17 protein-coding genes are annotated in these 23,426 nt (G+C 44.9%); 8 read left to right on the forward strand and 9 right to left on the reverse strand.

Translation table 11 applies throughout. The features are described 5' to 3' along the window. Positions 1 to 121: 121 nt before the first annotated feature. The 4 genes from ACGHAV_RS14680 to glnK form a co-directional block, all read right to left on the reverse strand. Positions 122 to 1,051, reverse strand: coding sequence for a Dyp-type peroxidase (locus ACGHAV_RS14680; protein WP_390382230.1), 930 nt, complete (start codon positions 1,049 to 1,051; stop codon positions 122 to 124). Between the two features lie 90 nt (positions 1,052 to 1,141). Further along, the gene (ggt, locus tag ACGHAV_RS14685) at positions 1,142 to 2,833 is read right to left on the reverse strand and encodes a gamma-glutamyltransferase (RefSeq protein WP_390382233.1); all 1,692 of its coding nucleotides are present in this window, start codon (positions 2,831 to 2,833) and stop codon (positions 1,142 to 1,144) included. A gap of 299 nt (positions 2,834 to 3,132) precedes the next feature. Beyond that, positions 3,133 to 4,380: an ammonium transporter gene (locus tag ACGHAV_RS14690; protein WP_390382236.1), complete on the reverse strand. Its 1,248-nt coding sequence runs from the start codon at positions 4,378 to 4,380 to the stop codon at positions 3,133 to 3,135. 33 nt (positions 4,381 to 4,413) lie between these two features. Next, on the reverse strand, positions 4,414 to 4,752 hold the full coding sequence (gene glnK, locus ACGHAV_RS14695; RefSeq protein ID WP_012516988.1) for a P-II family nitrogen regulator: 339 nt from the start codon (positions 4,750 to 4,752) through the stop codon (positions 4,414 to 4,416). 273 nt (positions 4,753 to 5,025) lie between these two features. Here glnK and ACGHAV_RS14700 point away from each other — a divergent pair, with 273 nt between their 5' ends. After that, positions 5,026 to 5,853, forward strand: coding sequence for a hypothetical protein (locus ACGHAV_RS14700; RefSeq protein ID WP_390382239.1), 828 nt, complete (start codon positions 5,026 to 5,028; stop codon positions 5,851 to 5,853). Positions 5,854 to 5,885: 32 nt separating this feature from the next. Here the strand turns inward: ACGHAV_RS14700 and ACGHAV_RS14705 are convergent, their stop codons facing one another. Then, a complete protein-coding gene (locus ACGHAV_RS14705) occupies positions 5,886 to 6,605 on the reverse strand; it encodes a helix-turn-helix domain-containing protein (protein ID WP_390382242.1) in 720 nt (239 codons plus the stop codon). A gap of 72 nt (positions 6,606 to 6,677) precedes the next feature. Here ACGHAV_RS14705 and ACGHAV_RS14710 point away from each other — a divergent pair, with 72 nt between their 5' ends. Together ACGHAV_RS14710 and ACGHAV_RS14715 are read left to right on the forward strand one after the other, a co-directional pair. Beyond that, positions 6,678 to 7,592 (forward strand): DUF808 domain-containing protein, encoded by a 915-nt coding sequence (locus tag ACGHAV_RS14710; RefSeq protein ID WP_390382245.1) that lies wholly within the window; start codon positions 6,678 to 6,680, stop codon positions 7,590 to 7,592. 398 nt (positions 7,593 to 7,990) lie between these two features. Further along, positions 7,991 to 8,293: a hypothetical protein gene (locus tag ACGHAV_RS14715; RefSeq protein ID WP_390382248.1), complete on the forward strand. Its 303-nt coding sequence runs from the start codon at positions 7,991 to 7,993 to the stop codon at positions 8,291 to 8,293. Positions 8,294 to 8,574: 281 nt separating this feature from the next. On the opposite strand, the gene mrcB is transcribed toward ACGHAV_RS14715, so the two are convergent. Further along, positions 8,575 to 10,932: a penicillin-binding protein 1B gene (gene mrcB, locus ACGHAV_RS14720; RefSeq protein ID WP_390382251.1), complete on the reverse strand. Its 2,358-nt coding sequence runs from the start codon at positions 10,930 to 10,932 to the stop codon at positions 8,575 to 8,577. A 229-nt stretch (positions 10,933 to 11,161) separates the two neighbouring features. On the opposite strand from mrcB, the gene ACGHAV_RS14725 reads away from it, so the two are divergent. Beyond that, entirely contained in the window at positions 11,162 to 12,418 is a 1,257-nt protein-coding gene (locus ACGHAV_RS14725; protein ID WP_390382254.1) for a lytic murein transglycosylase, read from the forward strand. Positions 12,419 to 12,516: 98 nt separating this feature from the next. On the opposite strand, the gene hrpB is transcribed toward ACGHAV_RS14725, so the two are convergent. Continuing rightward, positions 12,517 to 15,120, reverse strand: a complete 2,604-nt coding sequence (gene hrpB / locus ACGHAV_RS14730; RefSeq protein ID WP_390382257.1) for an ATP-dependent helicase HrpB — start codon at positions 15,118 to 15,120, stop codon at positions 12,517 to 12,519. Between the two features lie 240 nt (positions 15,121 to 15,360). On the opposite strand from hrpB, the gene thpR reads away from it, so the two are divergent. From thpR to ACGHAV_RS14750, 4 genes are all read left to right on the forward strand, one after another. Further along, the gene (gene thpR, locus ACGHAV_RS14735; RefSeq protein ID WP_390382260.1) at positions 15,361 to 15,990 is read left to right on the forward strand and encodes an RNA 2',3'-cyclic phosphodiesterase; all 630 of its coding nucleotides are present in this window, start codon (positions 15,361 to 15,363) and stop codon (positions 15,988 to 15,990) included. Positions 15,991 to 16,105: 115 nt separating this feature from the next. After that, complete coding sequence (gene purU / locus ACGHAV_RS14740) at positions 16,106 to 16,960, forward strand: formyltetrahydrofolate deformylase (protein WP_390382263.1); 855 nt, start codon at positions 16,106 to 16,108, stop codon at positions 16,958 to 16,960. 398 nt (positions 16,961 to 17,358) lie between these two features. Beyond that, positions 17,359 to 19,548 carry a M3 family metallopeptidase gene (locus tag ACGHAV_RS14745; RefSeq protein ID WP_390382266.1) on the forward strand — a complete coding sequence of 730 codons (2,190 nt, stop codon included), beginning with the start codon at positions 17,359 to 17,361 and terminating at the stop codon, positions 19,546 to 19,548. Between the two features lie 269 nt (positions 19,549 to 19,817). Then, positions 19,818 to 21,728: a methyl-accepting chemotaxis protein gene (locus tag ACGHAV_RS14750; protein ID WP_390382269.1), complete on the forward strand. Its 1,911-nt coding sequence runs from the start codon at positions 19,818 to 19,820 to the stop codon at positions 21,726 to 21,728. 8 nt (positions 21,729 to 21,736) lie between these two features. Here the strand turns inward: ACGHAV_RS14750 and ACGHAV_RS14755 are convergent, their stop codons facing one another. Beyond that, positions 21,737 to 22,324: a hypothetical protein gene (locus ACGHAV_RS14755; protein ID WP_390382272.1), complete on the reverse strand. Its 588-nt coding sequence runs from the start codon at positions 22,322 to 22,324 to the stop codon at positions 21,737 to 21,739. A gap of 138 nt (positions 22,325 to 22,462) precedes the next feature. Then, positions 22,463 to 23,311 carry a hypothetical protein gene (locus ACGHAV_RS14760; protein WP_390382275.1) on the reverse strand — a complete coding sequence of 283 codons (849 nt, stop codon included), beginning with the start codon at positions 23,309 to 23,311 and terminating at the stop codon, positions 22,463 to 22,465. Between the last annotated feature and the right edge of the window lie 115 nt (positions 23,312 to 23,426).

The raw sequence follows: 23,426 nt of genomic DNA on the forward strand, positions 1-23,426 counted from the left end.
AAGTTTAGATGTAGCTGTAGCTATACAATACATACTAAAAAGCCCCGATGATCGGGGCTTTTTTTGTTTGAAGGAACGTTTTAATTAGTGCTGTTTAAGACAGTTATTTGCTGGCTTTTACCTATTCACCCTGTAATAGCTTAGCCTGCTGTCTTATAAAGCTAATCGAAGGGGCAAAAAACGCAGCGCCGGTTTCTGCGCTGGTAAAATCTAACCAGCGGTCGTAGTCGCCCTCACCGTTTCCGTAAATTTGACTATGCAGCATATCTTTAAACGGTCTTGCGCTAGCACTGCAGCTTACAAACATTAGCCCCTGTGAAACCATATCACCATAAGGCATTCCTTGCTTAATAAGCCTTGGCTCGTCGCTATCAGGAGTAGCGCTACTAGCACGTACATTATGAGACGACGCAGACTGCTCGTTACTCACTAGGTTATGCTCTTGCGTTGTGCCCATTACCTGCTCTTTTTGACGAACAGACAAACTGTTCCAACGGCGTAAATCGTGGCGAAAACGCTGAACATGTAAATAACTTCCGCCCTCAAAATCTGGGTCGTCTTGCCCTATGATGGCAACTTTCCTGCGCTTCATGCCGCGTGGATTATCCGCAGCATAAAGAAAGCCGTTTAAGTCTCTTCCGTCCAGATAACGAAAACCGCGTATTTGCTCTACCAGCTCAACATGAATACGAAGTAAATCCATCACCTCAATACCTACAGCGTGACAGATATCTAGTCGATCGGCGCGTATTTGAATAAAGATATCGCATGGCATGGTTGGCGCGCTTCTGTCTTCGCACTGCATGTCAGGAAAAGGGGTAAGTTCAACGGGAATAAGGCCTGGATATACTTCGTTCCAATACCCAGTACCAATAGCAATAACACCGGTTACCATGGCTTCATAATGCTCATTTTCAAAATGCTCAAAAATGTCTAGCACTCGCGATAGCTTTGCTCGCACAGCCTCACTGTCGTCATCAATAACATTCAGCATGAGATATTGTGCATGCAAATTAGGCTCAGCGCAGATGCCTTTTTGTGGTTGTGTCATTGCAGCTCTTTTTAATTTTTTACTTGCTCGGCATATCTACCATTATACGGTACCGCCTTTTACCGCATGTAGATGTTTCTCATAGTGTGCTTAATAGCCGGCAGCTTGTCCATCTTTTCGACTTTCCGACGCACCAAAATACACGCCTTTTTGCTTATCCCACGCTATCGCTTGATACCCGCCAAAGGCGCCGACTACTCGTTGTAGTTTATGGCCTCGCTCCATCAGCTCTCGCTGAACAGTCTCACTAAAGCCAGACTCTAAGCTTACGTAGCCACCATCCATCATCAGTTCACCGGTTGGGCTACTTGAGCCACTGTGCAAAATGCGTGGGGCATCACCTGCTTCTTGTAAGTTCATGCCAAAATCTAAAACATTGACGATGATTTGCGCATGCATTTGAGGCTGAGTGCCGCCTCCCATCACCCCAAAGCTCATTACTGGCTCACCATTTCTGGTAACAAAGGCGGGTATAATGGTATGGAAAGGACGTTTGCCAGGGCGATATTCATTAAAATGCCCTTCTTCCAAAGTAAACATTTCGCCTCTGTTTTGCAAAATAAAACCAAGGCCTGGCGGTGTCATTCCCGAGCCCATACCACGGTAATTGCTTTGAATAAGCGACACCATATTGCCCTCTTTATCGGCAACGGTGAGGTAAATGGTATCGCCCTCGTATTTACCTGAATCAACTCGCGTAGCTGCTTTGTCGTTATCAATAAGCTGTTGGCGCTGCTTTGCGTACTCTTTAGATATTAACCAGTCTACAGGAATATCATTAAAGTCTGGGTCGGCATAAAACTTAGCACGGTCTTCAAACGCCAGCTTTTTCGCTTCAACGAACGTATGAATATAGTCTGCAGAGTTAAACCCCATACCTTCAATATCGTAACGCTCTAATACGTTAAGTATTTGTAGTGCCGCTATACCTTGCCCGTTAGGTGGAAGCTCCCAAACGTCATAGCCACGATAATTAGCCGATACGGGCTCAACCCACTCAGACGTGTGCGACGATAAATCTTGATAGGAAAGAAAGCCGCCTTGCGCCTTCATATAGGCGTCGATAGTGCGTGCAATATCGCCTTTGTAAAACGCATCACGGCCACCCGTAGCAATCTTTTCATACGTAACAGCAAGGCCTGGGTTTTTAAATACATCACCCTTTTGCGGAAGCTTACCGTCAATTAAAAAAGTATCTGCAAAGCCATCATAATGGCCGATACGTGCGTTATTCATTCCCCAGTAGTAGGCAATAAGCTCTGATACCGGAAAGCCGTTTCTCGCGTACTCTATCGAAGGTGTGAGTAAGGTAGACATGGGCAGCTTTCCGAATTTCTCATGAAGCGAAAACCAACCGTCTACTGCGCCAGGTACCGATACTGGAAATGGACCAAATTTGGGAATTTTGTTTAATCCGCGCTCTGCAAACACCTCTTTAGTGAGTTGGCGCGGCGAGCGGCCTGATGCGTTAAGCCCAAACAGCTTCTTTTGTTTGGCGTCCCACACTATTGCAAATAAATCACCGCCTACGCCGCACCCCGTAGGCTCGACAAGCCCTAGCATGGCATTAGCTGCAATAGCTGCGTCTACTGCGGTTCCGCCTTGTTTTAAAATATCTAGCGCAACTTGTGTAGCAAGCGGCTGACTGGTGGCTGCTATTCCGTTTTTAGCAATAACTTCAGAACGACTGGCAAAAGGCTTTCCGGTAATTCGATCGTAAGCGGCGGCTGACACACTAGTAAATGCTAAAGCAGCTAAAAGTAAACGCACAGTATTTCGCATATTTTTCCCTTCAAGAAATCATTTGCCGACAGCAAGGGGTATGGTGCTAAAAAGCCTAACTCAAGCAACCTAGTTTTTGTTTGGCTTGGCCTGCTTTGTTCAGACAACATCCACATTGCATTTGCATCAGACTAAGGCTATTTCAACGCTATGATGTAGCAATATTGTCATAATACGCACAGCACGCTGAAAAGTGGAATAAAAATAAGAAAAATGAAAAAAGCCCCGCGATTGCGGGGCTTAAGCGAGGTAATTAAGGCATTAAAATTATTGTTTTACATTGCCTAATCAAAACTCTGTTAAGAGCGGCTGCTAGTGAAGTCTGGGTATGCTTCCAAACCACATTCACTCATATCAACGCCGTCGAACTCTTCTTCTTCACTTACGCGAATACCCATAACGGCTTTAAGTACAAGCCATACAATTAAGCTAACTACGAATACCCAAACGAAGATGGTTGCTGCGCCAATTAGCTGACCTGTAATACTTGAACCGTCGTTAGTGAAAGGAACAAGGATAAGACCAAGTAGACCTACTACGCCGTGAACAGAGATTGCACCTACAGGATCATCAATCTTAAGCTTATCAAGACCAACAATTGAAAGTACTACCAAGATACCGCCAAGGCCACCAAACAGCGTAGCTTGAAGCGGTGTAGGTGTAGAAGGCTCTGCTGTGATAGCAACTAGGCCTGCTAGCGCACCGTTTAGTACCATTGTAAGGTCGGCTTTGCCAAACAGAATACGTGCAACGATAAGCGCAGCAATTGAACCACCTGCTGCTGCTGCGTTAGTGTTCATAAATACAATAGCAACCGAGTTTGCACTTTCTACTGTAGCGGTTGCTAATACAGAACCACCGTTGAAACCAAACCAGCCCATCCAAAGAATGAATGTACCTAGTGTTGCTAGCGGTAAGTTTGCGCCAGGGATAGCATTTACTTTACCGTCAGCAGTATATTTACCTTTACGAGCGCCAAGCACTAGTACACCTGCAAGTGCAGCTGCTGCACCAGCCATGTGAACAATACCTGAACCTGCGAAGTCAGAGAAACCAAGGTCGCCTAGCGTATACATACCGAATACTGCTTCGCCGCCCCATGTCCAAGCGCCTTCCATTGGATAGATAAAACCTGTCATAACAACAGCAAACGCAAGGAATGCCCAAAGCTTCATACGCTCAGCCACTGCACCAGATACAATAGACATTGCCGTTGCAACAAATACTACTTGGAAGAAGAAGTCTGCAGAAGGTGCATAGGTTGCTGGCTCTTCAGCAGCGCCAGTTGCTCCATCAGCCATAATGCCGCTTAGGAAAGGACCCCAATCGCCGCCGCCGTACATTATGCCGTAGCCACAAACCATATACATGGTGCACGCAATCGCGAATAGCGCTACGTTTTTAGTTAGAATTTCAGTGGTATTCTTTGCTCGAACAAGACCCGCTTCAAGCATCGCGAAGCCTGCAGCCATCCACATTACCAATGCGCCGCAAACTAGAAAATAAAAGGTATCTAGCGCATACCCAAGTTCAAAAGTGATTTCCATTATGGTTTTCTCCGCAAAATATTTCGTTGTGGCTTACAGCGCGTCGCTATCCGACTCACCAGTTCGAATACGAACGGCATGTTCAAGGTCATATACAAACACCTTGCCGTCTCCAATTTTGCCTGTTTTGGCTGCGCCAACGATGGCTTCAACCAGGCGTTCTACTTGATCATCCTGAACAGCAATTTCCAGTTTGACTTTAGGTAGAAAATCCACCTGATATTCAGCGCCGCGGTAAAGTTCAGTGTGCCCTTTTTGACGTCCAAAGCCTTTTACTTCGGTAACGGTCAAGCCATCGATACCGATTTCTGAAATGGCTTCACGAACATCATCTAGCTTAAACGGCTTGATGATAGCTGTGACTAGTTTCATGTGTTGCTCCCAGTTTTATGTGTTGTTATTCGATAAATCGCGTGATTTACAAGAGATAAACCAAGAGCCATGCCACAAATAATTATTCAACAAAATCATATATATAGTCATCGAAACCAGACATTGCGCACGAAATATCGCACCAACATGGTGCAGTGACTTGTTTTTGCCCAATGATGGCGCGGAAAAGCCTGCTCGCACGTTCAGTAAACTAAAAAGTGCGATGAAATTAGGATGGAACTATTTGTTAGGGGTAAGGGTCTGTTGATAACTATGACGACTATTTCTGACAACTTTTACGCCCCAAACCGTTTCGATACCAACGATAACGGCGGATTAAGTTCTGATAGCGCTACTCGACCTGCATTCGGGTGGCGGGCATTGTTCTCGTCTTTTTTCATTCATGTTTTAGGGGTAGCATTAATACTTTTCGCAGGCCAGTGGCATCTTGTTGAAAGAGAGCCTGCTGAATTAAAGCCATTACCTGCACCAGTGCAAGCTACGCTCTATTTCCCTCCAATACCCAAAACCCAATCACCGTCTGAACGCACGTCCAGCCAGGTAAAAAGCGACACGACACAATCAGAGACACCATCGGAGGCAGAAAAACCTGCACCTAAGCAGCAAGTTGTTGATGAAAAGTCTGTTTTAGATGCAGTAGCGCCAGTCATTAAACAAGCCAACGACGTTAATGAACCTCCGCCTGCTGCCACGAAGGTGCCGCCTCCCCCTAGCCAGGTAGCACCTTCACCAACAAATCTAAATCAAAGGGCGGGTCGCTTAACGCTTTCCCCCAAAGAAGCAGTAGCCAACTATTTTGATGGCTATAATCAACAGCAAATACAAGGCTTGGCCCAACAAGAATCTTCTGCGTATCAAAGCAAAAAACAAAGCCCAGACTTAGTCGATACAAGAAAAGGAGAGCCAGAGCCTTTAATACCACCTCGCCCAGTGAAAAACGTGAACTGCGCTAGTACAACTAACAAGGTTATAACGTTTTTAAGTGGAATGGCTGGCGGTACGTTAACGTGCACCAAAATGGACGACCATAACCGTTTTATTGATGCCAGAGTACAAAAAACGCCCAAAGAAGGGCAATAGGCGCATAATGAGAAGATACAAAAAGGTATGTGCTATTTTCTTTTATACACACCAGGCGACTGCCCAAATGTCATCTTAAAGCGTCGCGAAAAGGACGTAACGTCGTCGTAACCTGTCGCCAGGGCAACGTCAAAGATGGGTGTATCTGTGTTTCGTAGTAACGCACGGGCTTTTTCCATTCTTGTATGCACTAAATAGTCTCGTAAGCTCATACCAGTAGAGGCTTTAAAGCGCACTTTGAATTGAGTTTGTCCCATACAGGCAATAGCTGCAAGCGATGAAATTGTGTGAGCTTCAGACAAGTCATTGTGAATGTGAGAAAGTACTGGCGTAATGCGTTTATCGATCGCAATTCCAGCCTTCGCCTGTGCTAACAGTGCCCAAAACAAACGTGATGTTTCTTGCTGGGCGGTGCGCTCTGCATACGATAGATGTACTTCAATAAAATGCAAAAAAGACTGTAGCGAATGGTCAACTTGAAAAATAGGGTTGTGGGCATTTTTTAGTTGTTCGGGAACATCGTACATATCAGCAACAACAAACTTCGAAAGCTCATTGGCTCTAAAACTGTGCTGCTGTGTTGGTGAAATACAAATTCCTTCCCCCACACCAACGCTGCCACTGTAGTCGTCCAAGGTTATTTCTATGTGCCCATTTATTGGAAGCACAAGCTGGAAATGGTCGTGCGCGTGACTACACATAGCCTTTGTATAAGAGCGAATAGAAAGTGATGCGAAATCAGATGTATTCATGTCATTATTGCCAACGATAAACTGCTCAGCGTATGCTTTGCTTTACCTAACTAACGATACAAGGATATTAACGTGGCCGCAGCCAATTTACTTGCCCTACTCGACGATATCGCAACATTAATGGACGATATTGCAACTATGTCGAAAGTAGCAGCACAAAAAACCGCTGGCGTGCTGGGTGATGACCTAGCAGTGAACGCAGATCAAGTTCAAGGTGTTAAAGCAGATCGCGAGTTACCTGTGGTTTGGGCCGTGGCTAAGGGCTCGTTACTCAATAAAGCTATTTTAGTGCCGGCCGCTTTAGCAATAAGTGCATTTGTTCCAGCATTAATAACCGTGCTGTTGGTGCTAGGTGGCCTGTACCTTTGTTTTGAAGGTGCTGAAAAGTTGCTGCACAAGTATTTACCCCACGAAGATGAAGTTCAGGCACGAGAAGCACGTATTGAGGCACTTACTCAAGAAGACGTTGATATGGTTGCCTTCGAAAAAGACAAGATAAAAGGCGCTATAAGAACCGATTTTATTTTATCGGCAGAAATCATTGTTATTGCGCTTGGCACAGTAAGCGACGCTTCTCTAACTACGCAAATAGGTGTTTTGGTTGCGCTTAGCCTTGCGATCACCGTTGGAGTATACGGACTTGTGGCAGGCTTGGTAAAAATGGATGACGTCGGTCTTTATATGCTTCGCAAGTCGCTTACTGGAAGTATGAACGGACTGCAGCGTTTTATTGGAAGGGCGCTACTTGTTACAGCACCAGCATTAATGAAAACATTGGCGGTTGTGGGCACCGTGGCCATGTTTTTAGTAGGTGGCGGTATATTAACTCACAGCATTGGCTTTATGCATGTAATAACAGACTTGTTCGTAAGTGCTGCGCCAAATGCCGCATTGGTGATGTCTATTCTTGCTGATGGCATTGTAGGTGTTGTTGCCGGCAGCATTATCGCGTTCGTCTTTGCCTTAGTTTCCAAATTAAGAAAGTAATTATTTCAAGTCCCTTTAGATAGAGAGCGCATTTGGGCGCTTTCTATCTTTTTCTATTAACACTGACCTCTTAAGCCTTTCCTATTAGCCCTTTCCTCTTAAAAGCGCCAAAACAAACCCAAATCCCCCAAAAAGATCAACTTAGTGTTTTTGACCAACTTGGTTTCAAAAACACTAAATTTTAGCTTTCCTGTTTCTTTGAAATTCTTTAAAGATCTTTTTATAAATTAATAACCATTAAAATTCAGATACTTACAACAATATCAAAAAGTGGCACATCCCTCGCTATAAACTAATTGTTAATTGATAACGACTTAATATCGAAACCCTTAGCAACACGATAGCTGCCACGCAGTATGTTTCAGTGCAGTGTCTAACTTTACTTTTTGGAGATTATTATGCTTTTCGGTCGCAAACTTTTCACTGCACTTAAATTATCTGCTGTATTGGCTACTGGCGCATTCAGCGCATCGGCAATGGCAGACGCCAACCACAGCGTTGAAGCTTACACAGATATGATTGTTGAGAGTGCGGTTTATAGCGTTAAACAAGATTTGTCTTTAGGCGTAACGTACGACGTGCTTACTGCTGGTCACACATTTGAGCCAGAAGCCGACGACAACACACTGATTGCAGAAATCACGATTACGTCTATTGAGCCAGAAGTTGAAGATAAGAACGTAGACGACAACGACGCATAAGGAGCTTGCTATGTTAACCGCCGGTACACTGTTTATGTTAGTGCTTGGCCCGTTTATCGCCTTTATGGTTAGTGCCTTGCTATTTTCGACAGCGCGCATGTTCTTGCAAAAAGGTCATTAAGATTGCTAGAGCGTGTTGACCTTCGCGTTACGTTTTTAGCCGCTTTGCGGCACCACAATTTGTTCCCTTGCCTTCCCTGGGCACTTCGCTCCAGAGGGAGATAGAAAGCACGCAGTTATTGCCAAGTGATGGTGTTTTCTATCTTCTTACTGGAGTTTTTTTATCCAAAAATTCGCTCCCACCAGCTTTTCTTTTTCTGCTTACGTTTTTCTTGAACTGGCTTGCCTGCGCAGTCTTGCTGTGCCGGGGGAAGCACATCAAGAATGGCGGGAACGCTTAAGCTGCCAGCACATCCAGCCACTACTACTGCACCACTTTTAGCATCAAAGTGTGCTATGCCAAGACCTTCAGGAAAACGGCGTGACAATGACTTCGGCGCTTGAGACTTCATGTAATTGATAAACACGGGCAGCGCACCACCGGCTCCGGTTAAGTTAACCGGCTGATTATCGTCGTTACCAACCCACACCGTTACCACGTTGTTTCTATCGAAGCCACTAAACCAGCTATCGCGGTAGTCATCGGTTGTACCCGTTTTTCCTGCCATATTCACACGCCCAAAGTTTGCACCAACGCGCTTGGCAGTGCCATCTGTGGTTACTTTGTAGAGCGCATAATTTAATAAATAGGTAGCAGCTTCGTCGGTACGTTGAGAATAAAATTCAGCTTTCTTCCACAATAACGCGTTCTCCGCTGTCACCACAGAGGTAACCGTGTGTAGAGGCACATAACGCCCGTTGTTAGAAAGGGTTTGATACATCTGATTGGTTACAAACGGTGTAAGTTCAAAGGCACCTAACGTTAACGAAGGCACTTTCTCTACGGGGGTATTTACGCCTAAGCGCGCCAATGTGTCAGCAATTGCATCTAAACCAACCTGCATACCCAAATTAACAGTAGGCACATTTAAAGATTCAGTTAACCCTTGTAGAAGCGGTACCTGCCCTCTAAAGGTTTTGTCATAATTTTTAGGCGACCACTGCTTACCGTTTTTACTTTCTAAGGTAATAGGCTCATCCATCAAAGGGGTAGCTAAGTTGAACTGAGTAGGATCTTCAAGTGCCGTTAAGTAAACCGCTGGCTTTATTAGCGAGCCAATAGGCCGTTTGGCATCCAATGCACGATTAAAGCCTTTAAACGCATAGTCTTTACCACCCACAATAGCCCGTACTTCACCGCTGCTACTGTCGGTAACTACCATTGCGCCCTGCAAAGCGGCCTGCCTGTCTTTTTGTAGCCCATTTAATGTACCAGCAAGTGCTTTTTCGGCACGGCGCTGCGCCACTATATCAAGGGTTGTGAATACCTTAACCCCCGAGTCTCGCAAACTTGGCTCTGCAAGAATTTCATTTAACTCTTTGCGTACTCGCTCCATAAAGGCTGGGTGTTTTCCGCTTGCTAAGCTTGCGCCACTTGCAAGCCCTAAAGGCATGTTTATATATCGCTCATATTGCTCACGATTTATTTCGTTTTCGTCGAACAACATTCGCAATACCAAATCACGTCTTTCCTTGGTGCGCTCAGCATATTTACGAGGGTTGTAGTAAGAAGGCCCCTTTATAATAGCAACCAGCGTTGCAATTTCTGGCGTGCTTAGTTCGTTGGCAGGGCGGTCGAAATAGAAGTAACTCGCCAATCCAAAACCGTGCACAGCCATATCGCCATTTTGGCCCAAAAACACTTCATTTAAATAGGCTTCAATAATTTCAGACTTGCTGTAACGCGCGTCAATAATTACCGCCATTAGCGCTTCTTTGGCTTTTCGAACAATAGAACGCTCGCGAGTTAAGAACATATTTTTCACTAACTGCTGGGTTAGCGTACTACCGCCTTGCACAGTACGACCGGCGGCTATATTTGCCATTAAAGCCCGAATAATAGAAAGCGGTGCTACACCATGATGGTTATAAAAATTCCTATCTTCCACCAAAGTTAATGCCCGTGGCAGCATGTCGGGAATAGTGTCTAGCGATACCAACATTCTGTCTTCATGAGAGCCGCTAGTCATGCGGGTTACCAACCACGGCTCTAACTTCACTGAGCCGTAGGGGCGATCTTCCGATTTATCATATATCTCGCCAATGCGGGCACCACTCCAGGTAATAACCAAATGTCTTAATGGCTCGGCCCCTTCAGGAAATTGAAACGCTCTTCGCTGAACATTCAGCACGCGGTTTTGGTAGCTGTATTCGCCACTACTATTAGCAAACGCAACTTTTCGATAGCCAAGTAAGTTGAGTTCGTCGATAACTTCTTGAGGCGTAATTTCTTCGCCCTTACTAAGCTCTAGCGGACGAGCAAAAATTTGCGCTGGTACTTCCCATTTATTACCCGAAAATGAGTGCTTTATTTGCGCGTCTAAATAGAATGCATATGCCCCTAAAACAACAAACCCAATTAAGCACAAGCGCAAGAAAAGTTTAAAAAACCATGCGCGCTTTCCCGCGGTTTTATTCGCTGCAGGTTGTTTAGAATTACGCTTTGAAGGTGATGCTTTGTTTGATTGTTTTTTTGCCACAAAAATACGCCATGAAGAAAAAGTGATAACTTACTGTTAATCACTGAAAACAGATGAAAGTACTACCCTTAAGAGCGATAAACATTACCATTGGGCTTACCTGCCAACAACCGAATTGCCTAATTAATACAGCAGTACGCATCAGCTGCTTACTTTACACATTGAATTTTACTCGCGTTTAACAGTCACAATGCGATAGCATGCCTATACGCAACAAAGGAATAGTACTATGCGCTTAGCTTCTTTTCAGTCTTCTTTTTTCTCTGGTTTTACGCGCTCCAAAATTAGTCTGCGCGCCTCTGCCGCTTTTATCTTAACCGTGCTTTCAGCAACATCTGTTAACGCTAACGATAACTTCGCCACCTGCACAGCCGATTTGGCTAACAAAGCCAAAGAAGAAGGAGTAAGCCAGACTACCATAGACACGCTTTTTCCCTCGTTAGTTCACCAAGACCGAGTTATCGAACTAGATAGAAGCCAACCGGAGTTTGTGCAAACGTTCCCCGGTTACTTCAGTAAACGTGTAACACAGTGGCGCACCGATAAAGGCAAAGAAATGTACGCAAAGCATAAAGATTTGCTGCATAAACTAAGCGACAAATATGGTGTGCCCCCACATTATCTTCTTGCCTTCTGGGGTCTTGAAACTAACTTTGGCAGCTATAAAGGGAAAATGCCGGTACTAGATTCGCTTGCTACACTTGCTTGCGACAAACGTAGAAGCCAATATTTCACTCAAGAGTTTTTAGTGGCTGTTAAGTTGATGGAACGCGAAAAACTTACCCGTGAAGAAATGATTGGGTCGTGGGCAGGCGCCATGGGGCACACACAATTTATGCCGTCGGCGTACACACACTATGCCATTGACGGTGATGGCGACGGTCAAATAAACCTATGGGCTAGCGAAGAAGATGCGTTATCCTCAGCGGCCAATTTTCTAGCCAACTTAGGCTGGGAAGCAGGCTATAGATGGGGCCGAGAAGTACAATTACCCGACGACTTTAATTTCCAACTGTCTGGCTACAAGAATCGTCAGCCATTGTCTGAATGGAATGAGAAAGGCGTCAAAAAAGCAAACGGTAACGCATTAGGCGAAGGCGATACCAGTGCCTACGTTATTGTGCCAGCAGGTCATGAAGGACCCGCGTTTATTGCTTATAAAAACTTCCGCGTAATCATGCGTTGGAACAATTCAGAGTTTTATGCCATTGCCGTTGGCGTACTGGCCGACCGCATTGCGGGCGCGTCTGGTATCAAAGCTGCATTGCCAGACCTTCCAGCGTATAGCCGCAACGACATTATCACGCTTCAAAGCAAACTGAATGCTTTGGGCTTCGATGTTGGCAAACCCGACGGTATTATTGGCCCCGCTACCCGTGAGGGTATTCGCAACTACCAAATTGCGAATAACATGATTGCTGATGGTTTTCCTGGCCTTGCGCTAATGGCAGCACTCGAAGTTCCGCTTGAGAAAAAGCGCACTTAACAATTAGCTAAAGGCGCTAATAAGACGAGCTAGTAGTAAAGGCGTTCAATAAAGAACGCCTTGCAAACTACTGTAACCTTAAAAAGTGCTTCTTCTAATTACATATTCTTCTTAGTTTTGGCTGTTGGCGACGCCGTTGACGGGTCGTCTGGCCAAAAATGTTTGGGGTAGCGCCCTTTCATCTCTTTTTGTATTTCTTTGTAACTGCCCTGCCAAAAGGCCTGTAAATTACTGGTAGTTTGCAGTGGACGACCCGCAGGTGAAAGTAATTCACATACCACGGGCACCTTGCCATTAGCCACCGTTAACGGCGCAGCCTGTGAATACATTTCTGTCATTTTTACCGCCAGCACTACATCGCCATTTGCACGATAATCTAGCTTTGCCTTTCGACCAGTAGGAATGGTAATAGCGCTAGGTAACAGTTGAGCTAGTGCATCTTGCTGAGGCCATGATAACGCATTGTTTAATAGCGTGTTCCACGCAATCGCATTAAGCGCTTTTATCGACGTACAGGCCGCTAACGCTTCTTTTACGCTTTCAATCGACAACTCTAAAAGCGCTTTTAATGACCGCGGCCAACGTTCGGGCTCATCGAACGCTTTTTCTTGAGGAAGGTTTATTTGACCCGCAAGGGCTACGCGGTTCCACCATTGCCAATCGTCATCTGACAACGGCCACTGCTGAATAGGAAGTTTCTGTAAATAGGCCAGCCATGCATTTACCGTCGCAGACTTAATAAACGCCTTATTTTTCGCTTTTTCCTGCGCCGTAATTGGCGCACTTCTCAATACAATGTCATAAAACCCATAAACACTGCGTGATTCTAACTGCCCCGTTTCAGTGTTTATCATTACCTTAAAAGACTCGGTAAACGCATGCTTGAACACACGCTGTAATAAATCTTCTTGAACAGGCTGCGCTTGTCTTATGGCAACATTACTATTAATAAGCTGCCCATCAAGCACAGCCAGCCATGTGAGCGCGCTTGTATTGTTCGTTTGTATTGATAGCTCTGCGCCTTTACCGCTGGCCAACTTGTAGTTGAGCACTGCTGCGTTACTATTTTTTAAGTACGCCACCTGCATTGGATGCGCAATGGCAATACACAGACCCAAAGCCTGCTCGTCTATTGAAGACAGATCAATATCCGTTTTTTGCAGTCCAACATAGCGTGCATAACGCTGTGCCTGACGTAAAATCGTATTTCGCTCATTTGCCGAACAGCGCAATAAGACGTCTGCCACCATTGTTTGGCTAGAAGAGGCACTTTGTTTTAATTGCACTTGGCCTTCACTAAGCGCTACAACAATTGGCGCTGCTAGCTTCAACTGTTGGTTTAATTCATCAGTTAACCCGTTAATGCCATTTTTTACCGATAGAAGAAGGTGTGCAAGATGCACTTGGCAAGGTAAACCAGACAGCTCTCTTCCATAAGGTGTAACGGTAGACAGCAGTGTGTTTGCTTTATCAGAAACACCGCTAACCGCGCCAATACGCTGCAGTTTATGGCTAGCTGCACTTAGCTGTGCACTTGCTGGCTTTGTAAGAAGTGCCAATGAATTGGGCGTGCTTCCCCACGTATAAGTGCTTAATAAAAAGTCGCTTAAGTCTTCTTTTTCTATTTGCGCAAGACCGTGTTTAGCGAGTCGCTCGAAGCTCTCCTTGCTGCAAAGCCGGTAACACACACCCTCGCTCACTCGTCCCGCGCGTCCCATACGCTGTGTTGCGCTTGCTTGAGAAATACGCTGCTGGGTTAGCTGAGTAATATCGCTTGATGCATGATACTGAGCACTGTTTTCCCACAAGCTATCGATAACCACTTTAACCCCTTCAATGGTTAAGCTGGTTTCGGCAATGTTGGTGGAAAGAATAATCTTGCGTCGTCCGTTTATGTCTGTACTTATAGCGTTTTGTTGCGCCTCTTTACTTAACGCACCATATAAAAAATGAAGCGCAATATCTTCGCTTTTTACTAGTGTTTCTATATTGCTTGCAACGCTGTGAATACTGCCTCTACCAGGCAGAAAAACCAAAATATCGCCGTCGTCTTGCACAACTGAATGCTTTATTATTTCGGTGACTTTTGCATTAACATCTCGGGCAAGTACATCGTTGGTATAACGCACTTCTACAGGAAAAGTACGCCCCTCAGAATTCAAATTTTGAGTAGGCAACACGCTGTGTTGCTGCATTAGTTCGTTCAGTGGTTCTATATCTAACGTAGCCGACATTACGACTAATCGTAAATCGTCACGCAATCCCGCTTGTACTTCTAACGCAAGGGCCAGCCCAAAGTCGCTGTGAATACTGCGTTCGTGAAACTCGTCGAAAACAATTGCACCAATACCCGTTAGTTCTGGGTCTTGCTGTATCATTCGGCTAAGGATGCCTTCGGTAATTATTTCAAGCTTGGTTGACGCGGATGTTTTTGATTCTCCCTTAATGCGGTAACCCACCGTTTGCCCCACCTGTTCACCAAGTTGTTTTGCAAGAAAGTCGGCTAAATTTCTTACCACCACTCTTCTTGGCTGCATTAGCAGTACTTTTCCATCTATGTCTGCTTGCAGTAACGCTAGCGGTAATATTGTAGACTTACCGGCTCCCGGCGGTGCACCCACCACAACATTGCTGTTTGCTATGACATGCTGCAACGGCTCTACTAACTCAAATGCAGGAAGGTGGGAAAACATCTGTAACATAAAGACAATATTGGTGCGCTAATCTTGGCACTATTGTACCTGTTTTTATCGTATATATGTTTGCATGTTTGCTCGCATCACCAGCACGGTACACGAAGTTAAAATACAGAACTGATCGCATTGCCTATTAACCAAGGTAATATATAACCGTAACGTAAAGGCACGTGCTAAACGCTTGCCTTCTGAACATATGTCATTGCTGTAATTTGGCTTTCGACATTCGATTTAAAAAGGTGTGATATGCGGTGTTTTATTGGTTTGGATTTAAGCGCTACAGAAAAACTGGCACTAGACAGTTGGCGCCAGCAAGCTCTGCCCGAAGTCATGCCTCGTCAAATAACACCATCTTCCGCGAAAGGTTTCTTTAACAGTGGTCCTCAAGGCTCTACGCAGCCCTATGCTGTACCAGCGGCGAATTATCATATAACGCTGTGCTTTCTTGGCAGCATTACACATCGTCAGCACGAGGCGTTAATTTACGAGCTAGACAACCTTGTAGCAGAGCCTTTCAGCCTGACTCTTGACAATACTGGTGTATGGAATGGGCCAAAAATTTTGTTTAGCGCACCAGATAATCCACCTGAGCCTTTGATGTTGCTAGCAAAAGCATCTCGAAAGGCAGCGCGCCGTGCCAGCATTCAAGTAGAGAACAAGCCTTACAAACCTCATGTAACCATGGTGAGAAAAGCCACCGCGGCACTACCACTGCCGTTATACAGTCCGAGCGTTGAAGTACATGCGTCGGCGTTTCATCTTTTCGAGTCGGTGTCGACACCACAAGGAGTGACCTACCCTATCCGTCATTCTTGGGCGTTAAAGCACAGCATGTCGGTAAGAGAAAAGCTAAGACGCGGTATTACGGACGAGTAATACGCTCTAGCATGACTTATGCTTTTTTAGCCTGACATTGCGCGCCTTATTTGCCTTTACTTCTCTTAATGGCAGCGGTACAAAGATAGACCGTTTTTCGATTATCAAAATTTTCATGCAACAAACATTTAGATTAGTTATCGACTGCCCCGACCAAATAGGGCTTGTCGCCAGTGTTTCCCAGTTCTTAGCCGATCACAACGCCACTATCGTTGAAGCCAGTCATCACACCGACCTTCAAACGGGTCGATTCTTCATGCGACACGAAATTAGTACCGATTCGTTAAAACTAGACCATCAAAGTTTTGTTGATGCGTTCACGCCGCTTGCCAACGAATATCAAATGAATTGGAAGTTAAGTGACTCTGCAAAAAAACAACGCGTTGCGCTTTTAGCAAGCCTAGAGTCTCACTGTTTAGTTGACCTGTTACACCGCTGGCATACAGGCGAACTACACTGTGATATTCCGGTTATTATTGGCAACCACCCGCAAATGAAGCAGTTTGCCGACTGGTATAAAGTGCCATTCCACTGGGTTGATTTTAAAGCGTTAGGAAAAGAAGCTGCTTTCGCCCAAATAAGCACGTTGCTACAAGAGTACAAAATAGACCTCACTGTACTTGCGCGCTTTATGCAGATTCTTCCAGACTTGCTTTGCCAAGAGCTAGAAGGAAAAGCCATTAATATACATCACAGCTTCCTGCCTAGTTTTGCTGGTGCTAAGCCTTATCAGCAAGCCTATGATCGCGGTGTGAAACTTATTGGTGCAACCTGCCATTACGTAACGAAAGACTTAGATGAAGGCCCTATAATTGAGCAAAGCGTTAAACGTATAAGTCATAGTGACAGTGCGGCAGATATGGTGCGAAAAGGTAAAGATTGTGAAGTTACCGCACTTGCCCACGGCGTACGCTACCATTTGGAAGACCGCGTTATTATTCACAGAAATAAAACCGTGGTATTTGCTTAGTGATATTTGCTTGGTGACATTTGCAATCGTCATTATTGCGTAAAGGGGCAAGTACCCGACGTTTTGGTATCTTAAAGGCCCAGTGTTATTTTAAATACTGGGCTTTTCACGAGTTACACACGTTATACATTTATCTTTGCTTTGTTAAAAGTTTTATCTCCCAACAGTTCCCGCAACCTCGCTTTAATCACTTCAGATTTGTACGGGTATTGAAAGTCGAACCCTTTACCGTTGTTTCCTACTATGTCATTGATATGTAGCTTTACTGAAAACGCCATTTAGCTGGATATGCCGTTGTAATGCATACATTAACGTTAAAGAGCATTTAACTTACATTTACATTACCTTAAGATGATATTTGTCAAAAAACGTTAAGATAAAAATAGACAGGAAAACTCATGGGTAAATTTAAATCATCACTCACCGCAATGGCGGTAGTGGTAGCACTAGGTGCCTGCTCAGAACAAAAAGCACCAGAAAACACCAGTACAGAAATGCAGAAAGAAGCGGTATCTGAACAAGCACAATTTGAAAACGTACTGTTGCAAGAGTTTAAAGGGCCGTACGGCGGCGTACCTGCCTTCGACAAAATGAACCTTAAAGATTTGAAGCCTGCGCTTGAACAAGCAATGGCACTTAACTTGAAAGAAATTGAAGCAATTGCAAACAACGAAGCGCCGCCTACATTTGAAAACGTAATTGTAGAAATGGAACGCGCTGGCGCAGAGCTTGGCCGAGTATTCACTTATTACGGTATTTGGAGTGCAAACAAATCTAGCCCTGAGTTCCGCGAAATCCAAGCAGAAATGTCGCCTAAAATGTCGGCATTTTTCACCCAAATCACACAAAACGAAAAGCTTTTCGAACGCGTAAAAGCGGTTTATGAGTCGGAAGAGCTAAAGAACTTAACAGCTGAAGAACAGCGTATTACGTGGATGACCTACAACGGTTTCGCACGCAATGGCGCTACGCTTGATGATGAAGCAAAGAAACGCTACGCTGAAATTAATAAAGAACTCGCCACGCTGCATACGAAGTTTTCATCGAATATTCTTGCGGATGAAGAGAATTACGTGACTTACATCACTGAAGACCAGCTTGACGGGCTTCCCGACTCTTTTGTAAAAGCAGCGAAGGCTGCCGCTGAGTCACGTGGTGAGTCTGGTAAGTATGCGATTACTAATACTCGCTCTTCGATGGACCCGTTCTTAACTTATTCAACCAACCGTGAACTACGCGAAAAAGTATGGCGCACATACTACAACCGTGGTGACAACGCAGACGACTTCGACAACAACGCCATTATTAAACGTATTCTAACCTTGCGCGACGAGCGTGTAGAGCTCTTAGGCTACGAAAACTACGCTCAGTGGCGCTTAGAAGATCGTATGGCGAAGAACCCAGAAAACGCCATGGATCTGATGATGAAGGTGTGGCCTGCAGCCATTGCCCGCGTTGAAGAAGAAGTGGCAGATATGCAGGCTATTGCTGATGCCGAAGGTGCAGATATTACTATTGCGCCATGGGACTATCGCTTTTACGCAGAAAAGGTACGCCAAGCCAAGTACGACCTAGATTCAAACGAAGTGAAGCAATACCTTCAACTAGATAAGCTTCGTGAAGCAATGTTCTATGTTGCAGGTCGCTTGTTCAACTTTAACTTCACACCTGTTGAAGAAGGCAAAGTCCCTGTTTTCCACGACGATGTGAAAGTATGGGAAGTTACCGACAAAGACAGCGGCGAACATATCGGCCTATGGTATTTAGACCCGTTCTCGCGCAAAGGTAAGCGTTCTGGTGCATGGGCAACAACGTATCGCTCGTACACGACCTTTGATGGTAAGAAAACGGTGCTGTCGTCAAACAACTCGAACTTTGTGAAAGGTGCAGAGGGCGAAGCTACACTTATTTCATTTGACGATGCAGAAACGTATTTCCACGAGTTCGGCCATGCGCTTCACTTCTTAGCTTCTGACGTTAAATACCCATCGTCTCATTCAGGCGTACGCGACTATACCGAGTTCCAGTCACAACTGCTTGAGCGTTGGTTAACTACCGATGAAGTGATTAATCAGTTCTTGGTACACCATGAAACTGGTGAGCCGATTCCAGCTGAGTTAGTAGAAAAAATTAAGAAAGCATCGACATTCAACGAAGGCTTCAAAACTACTGAATACATGGCTTCAGCCATTATGGACCTTAAGTACCATACTACGGACCCGAGTAAAATTGAGCCAGATGCCTTTGAACGTGACGAGCTTACCAAGCTGGGCATGCCTGAAGAGATTGTGATGCGTCATCGCTCTCCACACTTTGGTCATGTTTTCTCTGGTGAGGGTTATGCCGCAGCGTACTACGGTTACATGTGGGCAGAGGTACTTACCGCTGATGCTGCTGAAGCATTTATGGAAGCCCCAGGTGGTTTCTACGATAAAGAAGTAGGTGACCGCTTGGTGAAATACTTATTTGCTGTTCGTAATGCAATGGATCCTGCTGAAGCATACCGCAAGTTCCGCGGCAGAGATGCAGAAGTGGATGCCTTAATGCGAGACCGAGGCTTTCCTATTCCCAGCAGCACCGAAGAATAGTACGTAAAACTATTCACTTATGTTAAAGCCACTCTCTTAGAGTGGCTTTTTTATTGACCTAACAGTCAATTTTAACGCACAATTCAAAGCTCACGATCTATTACTCAAAAGTCTAAACTTTAATATGTTTAGGTCGATAACTAGACTGCGCAGATAACAATAATAATGAAATCGCGCACATTTCATCTGATGATAAATAACACTATGAGACGTTGCGGTGCCTGCAATGCCACGTCATTTTTCAGCATTAACTTACGTGGTCGAAAGTAATGACTTTCAGTATTAAACAAAAACTAATTATCTCTTTAATGATTGCGGTGCTTGCCGCTTCTATTTTGGTAGGCTCGATTAGCCAATGGATCGCTCGCGATTTGGTAAAAGAGAACGTTGAGACACAGCAACTCCCCTCTTTATTACAGCAAATTGGAAACCGCGTTGACCGAGAAGCAAGTGTGATGCTTACGGTCGCCCACGGTATCGCGTCAAACCCAGACATACTTGCTTGGTCCTCTGAGGGAGCAAACAAGGACGGAGAACAGAGACTACTGAACTTTTTGAACGATGTAGTCGCTTTTAACGATTTAACCGTTGCCTCGTTTGTCGATAGGCAAACCTATAAATATTGGAACCAAGACGGCTTTTTGCGGGTTTTAAAAAACGATGAATTCGACGGCTGGTTTTTCGCTTACAAAGACAGTGGTCAACCTATCTCGTTAAGCCTTTATAACGAACCTGGACAAGGTTATCGCCTATTCGCTAATTACCAGCAGCTTAATGGCAGAGGTATGTCGGGTGTTGCTAAATCTGTTGACGAGCTACTTGGCATCATTAACAAAGTGAAAATTGCAGAAAGCGGCATCGTTTACTTGGTTGATGGCAGCGGTACTATCATTGCCCACCCTGATACAAATCTGCTGGGCAAAGCTAAACTAAGCACTTTGAGTGACAACAAAGCGGCCGGCAGATTATTAACCAAACAAGACTTTGCCATGACCACGAGCGAACATGACGAAGGCACACTGCTCTTTGCGAGTACGTATGTCGAAAAAGCAGGTTGGTATGTAATTGCGCAGGTACCCGAAAGCGAGCTTTATGCCTCTATAAATGCTGGCAGTCGACAGATTATTCTGTGGTCGGTTGCTATCGCTGTCGGCTTTGCTCTGATTGGAATATGGCTAGCCGGCACACTTACTCGCCCGCTAGAATCACTGGCTGATGTTTTCCAACAGTTGGGACAAGGACAGGGGGACTTGCGCTCACGTATTCCTATGCCTGAACAAAAAGAAATTGCACGTCTTGTAGAGGGCTTTAATAGTTTTATCAACCATCTACACGGCACCATTTCTCAAGTGGCCAAAACCAGCCATGCATTAAAGGCATCTTCGCAAGACCTTGCACAGCAATCTCATCAAACTGAGCTTTCAACCAAGAGCCAGCGCGATCAAACGCTGCAAGCGGCAGCTGCACTTACCCAGATGGGAAGCACTGTACACGAGGTTGCCCAGTCTGCAACACAAGCAGCACAGAACGCGAATACTGCAACATCTAACTCTGCACACGGCCGAAAAGTAACGCAGCGCGCTGTGCATGCTATTACTGGACTTTCGGGGCAAATTGAAGACGTAAGTAACGTCATTCAGTCACTTGATGCGCACACCTCGGCGATAGGCGGCATACTAGATACCATTAGAGGTATTTCGGAGCAAACCAATTTACTTGCGCTAAATGCCGCTATTGAAGCTGCTCGCGCTGGCGACCATGGAAGAGGCTTCTCTGTTGTGGCGGACGAAGTACGCACGCTTGCTCAGCGCGCTGCACAAGCGACTGACGAAATTCAGGTTAAAATTGATAAGTTTCAGCAAGACTCAAAAACAGCGGTATCACAAATGGAGTCGAGTAGAGAGCGTACCGATGATGTTGTAGCTGCAACCAATGAAATTGATCGCCTGCTGCAAGACATAGCTGAAGAAATATCACATATTAATGACGTGAACACTCAAGTTGCTACCGCAACTGAAGAGCAGACTACTGTGGTAGAAGACCTAAGCCGAAATATTAACGATATTAGTGCATCAAGTGAAGAGACATTGAACGCTACACAACTGCTGGTGAACGTGAGTGACAGGCTAGACGAATTGGCCCACGAACTGTCTACCGAAGTAAGCCGTTTTAAATTGTAAAATATCGTTTAAAAAGCGACGGCGTATTGAAACGTGAGTTGATTATCAGTGCTTGTGCGCCACGGTAATGTGGCCGAAGCACTGTCTGAATCCCATGATTCTTGCAGTGCACCTATAGTAAGAATATGACTGTTATCATTAAACGGTACTTCAACGTACACCCCCGCAGTAGTACTCGTAGGTAATTGAATTGCACCTGCAATAGGAACACGCATTTCGTGTCGTGGCCGTACTTTGTGACTAAGGCCAACGCGATAGTCTCCCCTGTCCCACCAGCTTACCACCTCAAATTCATGGCTTCTCACGCGCTGAGATAGAACACCATCATCTAATTGCCCCTTGTTGTAATTAACCACAGCTTCTAAGTTGAACTGGCTGGTAAATTGTTGGCTAAAGGCCAGCTGATATTGCTTTTGCTTACATCCTTTAAACTGAATTTTGTTTTTGGTGAGGGTTAACGAGAAAGGATTATCATTGCCGCTGTAGCTGTTTAGCCACTGCTCGGCTTTTTCAATCACAGATGCTGTTGCAGCATATGACGTAAGTAGACTAGCGCCCAAACACAGCACTACCAATGGCTTGGTGAGTCGTTGCACTTCTGCTGCCCCTAGCGTTTAAAATAACGCGTTCGTTTAACCTTCGTTTGAGTATAGACAGGAAAGTACGAAGTTGGGTATTAGCCTAATGACGAATAGAGTGCAAAAAATAACTAACTAATTAAATAATCAAAAAATTTAATTTCTTACCATTTTCGACAGTGATGCAGGGCGAGAATCGATAGCTTCTTCACTAAACCAATAGTTGCCCTTAGTGTCTGCACACACGCCTTCAACCTGCTTGTAGTCTTCTAACGGCCACAAATTAAGCACTTCAAATTGTTCAGAAGTTGTTGCAAGAAATGCGGCAAAATTTCCAAACGGGTCTGAACGATAGCCAACTAAAACATACTGATTACGGGTACTATCGAAATCGGCCCCTGTTACCACACCAGGTAAGCCTTCAATAGTTGCGAAAGCAGAAAGCGTTTGTTGTGCATTGGTTTCGTCAACCTTGTAGATCTTCGTTACAAACGAACGCCAGCTTTTAGAAAATAGCAATAATCCGTTGCCTGTTTTTATCATTGCTTCAGCATCAAAGTCGTGTGCATACGGAATATTACTGGTGACGTCGTTCCCTTGGTACCGAATGTTAAGTACTTTAATGCTGTTAACGTTATCACGTTGTACTTTATATATTTGTACCACGTCACGTTTGCCTTTATTGTTGCCTACATCTGCAACGTATAAAGCGTGTTCATCTGCGGTAACTGCTTCCCAGTCTTTATTGGTAACCGCCAACTGGGTGCGATGAATTACATTGCCTTCATAATCTAATGTAAAAACAACTGGGGTATTGCCTGAATCGTTAATAGAAAGGAGTGTGTCGGTAGAGCAATAAAGCCCGGAAGTTTCCTCAAGTTCACTTGCAAGCTCAGCAACCTTAGAAATAGTGACGTTTTTAGATGATTCTTTATAAATACTGCTGCACGCCGAAAGGCAAATTGCTACAAAGCATATCAAAGAAACATTTATAAAATGGCGCAAACGTTACGCTCCCCAAAAAAAAGACAAAATAAATAACACTAACCAGAATAGTATCAGACCTTGCGTCCACAGTAGACACTTTAAAAGCGCAATTCGGCTTGTTGGTCTAAACTGA

Origin of the sequence: Alteromonas sp. MTD1 (genome assembly GCF_042848195.1) — a bacterium.
Taxonomy (GTDB): Bacteria; Pseudomonadota; Gammaproteobacteria; order Enterobacterales; family Alteromonadaceae; genus Alteromonas.

Excerpts from the sequence above, each read along its gene's own strand:
- ACGHAV_RS14750 (WP_390382269.1), top strand. The coding sequence starts at position 19,818 with ATGACTTTCAGTATTAAACAAAAACTAATTATCTCTTTAATGATTGCG.
- ACGHAV_RS14680 (WP_390382230.1), bottom strand. The coding sequence starts at position 1,051 with ATGACACAACCACAAAAAGGCATCTGCGCTGAGCCTAATTTGCATGCA.
- ACGHAV_RS14700 (WP_390382239.1), top strand. The coding sequence starts at position 5,026 with ATGACGACTATTTCTGACAACTTTTACGCCCCAAACCGTTTCGATACC.
- purU (WP_390382263.1), top strand. The coding sequence starts at position 16,106 with ATGCAACAAACATTTAGATTAGTTATCGACTGCCCCGACCAAATAGGG.
- ACGHAV_RS14725 (WP_390382254.1), top strand. The coding sequence starts at position 11,162 with ATGCGCTTAGCTTCTTTTCAGTCTTCTTTTTTCTCTGGTTTTACGCGC.
- ACGHAV_RS14705 (WP_390382242.1), bottom strand. The coding sequence starts at position 6,605 with ATGAATACATCTGATTTCGCATCACTTTCTATTCGCTCTTATACAAAG.
- hrpB (WP_390382257.1), bottom strand. The coding sequence starts at position 15,120 with ATGTTACAGATGTTTTCCCACCTTCCTGCATTTGAGTTAGTAGAGCCG.
- ACGHAV_RS14715 (WP_390382248.1), top strand. The coding sequence starts at position 7,991 with ATGCTTTTCGGTCGCAAACTTTTCACTGCACTTAAATTATCTGCTGTA.
- thpR (WP_390382260.1), top strand. The coding sequence starts at position 15,361 with ATGCGGTGTTTTATTGGTTTGGATTTAAGCGCTACAGAAAAACTGGCA.
- ACGHAV_RS14745 (WP_390382266.1), top strand. The coding sequence starts at position 17,359 with ATGGGTAAATTTAAATCATCACTCACCGCAATGGCGGTAGTGGTAGCA.
- ggt (WP_390382233.1), bottom strand. The coding sequence starts at position 2,833 with ATGCGAAATACTGTGCGTTTACTTTTAGCTGCTTTAGCATTTACTAGT.
- ACGHAV_RS14690 (WP_390382236.1), bottom strand. The coding sequence starts at position 4,380 with ATGGAAATCACTTTTGAACTTGGGTATGCGCTAGATACCTTTTATTTT.
- glnK (WP_012516988.1), bottom strand. The coding sequence starts at position 4,752 with ATGAAACTAGTCACAGCTATCATCAAGCCGTTTAAGCTAGATGATGTT.